Raw genomic sequence first — 3,220 nt, forward strand, 5'->3', positions numbered from 1 at the left:
CAGTCCAATCCAGAGGATTACTTTAAGCAGGCTCCAGCGCAAGAGGGCGGGTTGTCTGAAGATGAAATTGAAGCCTTGATTTCGCAACGCACTCAAGCTCGAGCAGATAAAAACTGGGCAGAGTCCGATCGCATTCGTGATGAATTGGCGGGGCAGGGTGTTGTACTTGACGACAGTAAGGGCGGAACAAGTTGGCGTCGTAGTTGATATTGACTTATGGGAAGTAACAAAAAGGCGAGCAACTGGCTCGCCTTTTTGTTTTTTAATAATTAGTCGTGCAGGTGTTCTGCTGCGTAGAGCGTGTTCTCCATTAATGTTGCAACCGTCATTGGGCCGACACCTCCGGGAACAGGCGTTATCCAGCCGGCCCGTTCTTTAGCAACTTCATACTCGACATCACCTACCAGAGATCCGTCCTCGAGTCGATTGATGCCTACATCAACCACGATTGCTCCAGTTTTGATCCATTCACCTTTTACCAAGCCAGGTTTACCGGCCGCAACGATAACTATGTCTGCCTGAGAAACTTTCTCTGGTAGGTTGCGCGTGAATCGATGGGTTGTGGTGACTGTGCAGCCTGCCAAAAGCAGTTCCAGTCCCATTGGGCGACCGACTATGTTCGAAGCGCCAACAATGACCGCATCTTTACCACGGATTGTTTGGCCCGTGCTTTCGAGCAAGGTAATGATTCCTTTTGGGGTGCAGGGTCTTAAAAGAGGAAGTCGCTGCGCGAGCCTGCCAAGATTGAACGGGTGAAAGCCGTCAACATCTTTGTCCGGTCTGATGCGTTCTAGCAATGCGTCGCTGTCTAGGTGATCGGGAAGCGGAAGCTGAACGAGTATGCCGTCCATTTCTGGCGCGTTGTTGAACTTGTCGATAAGGGTTTCAAGTTCTTCCTGTTGCGTAGATGCAGGAAGGATAATTGCTTCGGAAGTGAACCCTATTTTTTCGCAGGCATTTGTTTTGTTGCGAACGTATACCTGCGAGGCAGGGTCGTCGCCTACCAGAATGACGGCGAGGCCAGGTCTTCTCTTGCCTTCTTTTACTCTTGACTCAACTTGTTTGGCGATTTCGCCCTTCAGGTTGTCGGCAATTCTCTTGCCGTCGATAATGTTTGCGCTCATTAGAATACTTGTGACACTCAGTGGGTGCGGTGGCTAACTCAGGATGCGCATTTTCTCATGGTCTTTTCATAATAAAAAGTGTTTTGCTGATCTAAGTTAAAGGGTATTTGCAGGCACAAAATATTTTAACTTTTTAGCGAGATTAAATGTTGACGAGGTTAAAAACCGTCTGTATTATTCGCGCCATCTTGTGAGGGGTAACCCAAGCAATGATGAGTCGGGGTATAGCGCAGTCTGGTAGCGCGCCTGCTTTGGGAGCAGGATGTCGGGAGTTCGAATCTCTCTACCCCGACCAATTTTCTACGAGAATGTAACAGGTAGAATCTGGGTTCGAGCGCCCGTAGCTCAGTTGGATAGAGCAACGGCCTTCTAAGCCGTGGGTCGTAGGTTCGAATCCTACCGGGTGCGCCATTTTTTGGCAGAGTCCGAGTAGTGGTGGGCGTAGCTCAGTCGGTAGAGCTCAGGATTGTGATTCCTGCGGTCGAGGGTTCGATCCCCTTCGCCCACCCCAATTCCTGTTACAAATGTGAGGGCAATCCTCATAAAGTTTTAAGTAGATATGTGCGAGTGTGGCGGAATTGGTAGACGCGCTAGATTTAGGTTCTAGTGTCTTACGGCGTGGGAGTTCGAGTCTCCCCACTCGCACCATGTTTATCTAGTTTGCAAAGTTTTTCTCCTTTCTCTTATTCCTCGTCGCTTAATGTGAACAAAATGCTTGCCAAGTACTGGCATGGCTCTTACTATTCGTCCCCCATTATTAGTGTACTGTGCAGGCTTTGCGGTTTCCGTGCCTGTGTTGAATTGATTTTAGAGTATTTGAGTTGAGGAATTTCCATGCAAGTTTCTGTTGAAACAACATCTTCCATTGAGCGTCGCGTCACCATTGGCGTTCCAGCAGAGCAAATAGAACAGGAAGTGGAGCAGCGACTGCAGCAAACAGCTCGTACTGTGCGATTGAATGGCTTCCGTCCAGGTAAGGTTCCACCAAAGGTCGTTAAAAAGCGTTTTGGAGCACAGGTTCGTCAAGAAGTAATTGGCGAGTTGATGCGCAACTCTTATATCGAAGCGTTGGGCAAAGAAGGGATTTCACCGGTTGGTTACCCTAAGTTTGAGCCAAAGCAGACTGAAGAAGGCAAGGATTTTGAATTCGTTGCTGTAGTCGAGGTTTACCCAGAAATTGAGGGTGTAAACGTAGAAGGTATCGAGCTTGAAAAGCCTGAGGCAGAGATTAAGGCGAAAGACATCAAGGACATGATTGACATGTTACGTCGTCAGCACGGTACGCCTAAGTCGGTCAAGCGCAAGTCCAAGAAGAAAGATACGCTTGTTGTCGATTACAAAGGTTTTGTTGGTGATGAGCAGTTTGAAGGCGGAACCGCTGAAGATCAACGCATCACGCTAGGTTCGGGTCAAATGATCCCTGGCTTTGAAGAAGGCTTGGTCGGTGCGAAAGCAGGTGAGGAAGTAGAGTTAAACGTTACCTTCCCTGAAGACTACGGAAATGAAGACTTGGCTGGCAAAGAAGCGCGTTTTGAAGTGACAGTTAAAGAGAATATAGAAATTGTTCTTCCTGAGATGGATCAGGAGTTTTTCAGTAAGTACGGCGTTGAGTCTGATGACGAAGAGGCGTTCAAAGCTGAGGTCGTGAAGAACATGGAACGCGAGCTGAAAAATGCGGTCGCTAACAACTTGAAGCAGCAAATGGTTGCAGCGCTTGCAGAGCAAAACGACATAGATATCCCTGAGTCTATGGTTGCGCAGGAAATCGAAACGATGAAGCGCGAAGCGATTCAGCAGTTTGGTGGTGGTCAGGATATGGATTTATCTCAGCTTCCGAACGAGTTGTTTGCAGAGCAGGCAACAAATCGTGTCAAGACTGGTTTGTTGTTCGCGGCGATCGTAAAAGAGAACGATATTAAGGCTGATCCTGCAAAAGTTGACGAGAAGATCCAGGAAATTGCGTCGACTTACGAAACTCCGGAAGAGGTTGTTACACATTACAATCAGGCAGAGAACCGTTCTCAGGTCGAGGCCGTAATTGTAGAAGATGCTGTTGTAGACTTGCTGCTGGAAAAAGCGAAGGTCAAAAAGAAGAA

The 3,220-nt window shown here is 48.0% G+C and carries 2 protein-coding genes, 4 tRNA genes and 1 pseudogene; 6 read left to right on the forward strand and 1 reads right to left on the reverse strand.

Annotated features, from left to right (window positions below; genetic code table 11):
- A pseudogene (locus A3750_RS26040) lies at positions 1 to 207 on the forward strand (cysteine--tRNA ligase); the annotation flags it as partial.
- Between the two features lie 62 nt (positions 208 to 269).
- On the opposite strand, the gene folD reads toward A3750_RS26040, so the two are convergent.
- Positions 270 to 1,124: a bifunctional methylenetetrahydrofolate dehydrogenase/methenyltetrahydrofolate cyclohydrolase FolD gene (gene folD, locus A3750_RS09050; RefSeq protein ID WP_068455112.1), complete on the reverse strand. Its 855-nt coding sequence runs from the start codon at positions 1,122 to 1,124 to the stop codon at positions 270 to 272.
- 218 nt (positions 1,125 to 1,342) lie between these two features.
- Between folD and A3750_RS09055 the strand changes: the two genes are divergently transcribed.
- The 5 genes from A3750_RS09055 to tig form a co-directional block, all read left to right on the forward strand.
- Positions 1,343 to 1,419, forward strand: a tRNA-Pro gene (locus A3750_RS09055).
- Positions 1,420 to 1,458: 39 nt separating this feature from the next.
- A tRNA-Arg gene (locus tag A3750_RS09060) sits at positions 1,459 to 1,535 on the forward strand.
- A 24-nt stretch (positions 1,536 to 1,559) separates the two neighbouring features.
- Positions 1,560 to 1,635: transfer RNA gene (locus A3750_RS09065), tRNA-His, on the forward strand.
- Positions 1,636 to 1,687: 52 nt separating this feature from the next.
- Positions 1,688 to 1,772: transfer RNA gene (locus A3750_RS09070), tRNA-Leu, on the forward strand.
- A gap of 186 nt (positions 1,773 to 1,958) precedes the next feature.
- Positions 1,959 to 3,220, forward strand: a 1,262-nt coding sequence (gene tig, locus A3750_RS09075) for a trigger factor (RefSeq protein ID WP_068548180.1), incomplete at its 3' end; no start/stop codon positions are given.

The organism is Oleiphilus sp. HI0079, from assembly GCF_001635105.1.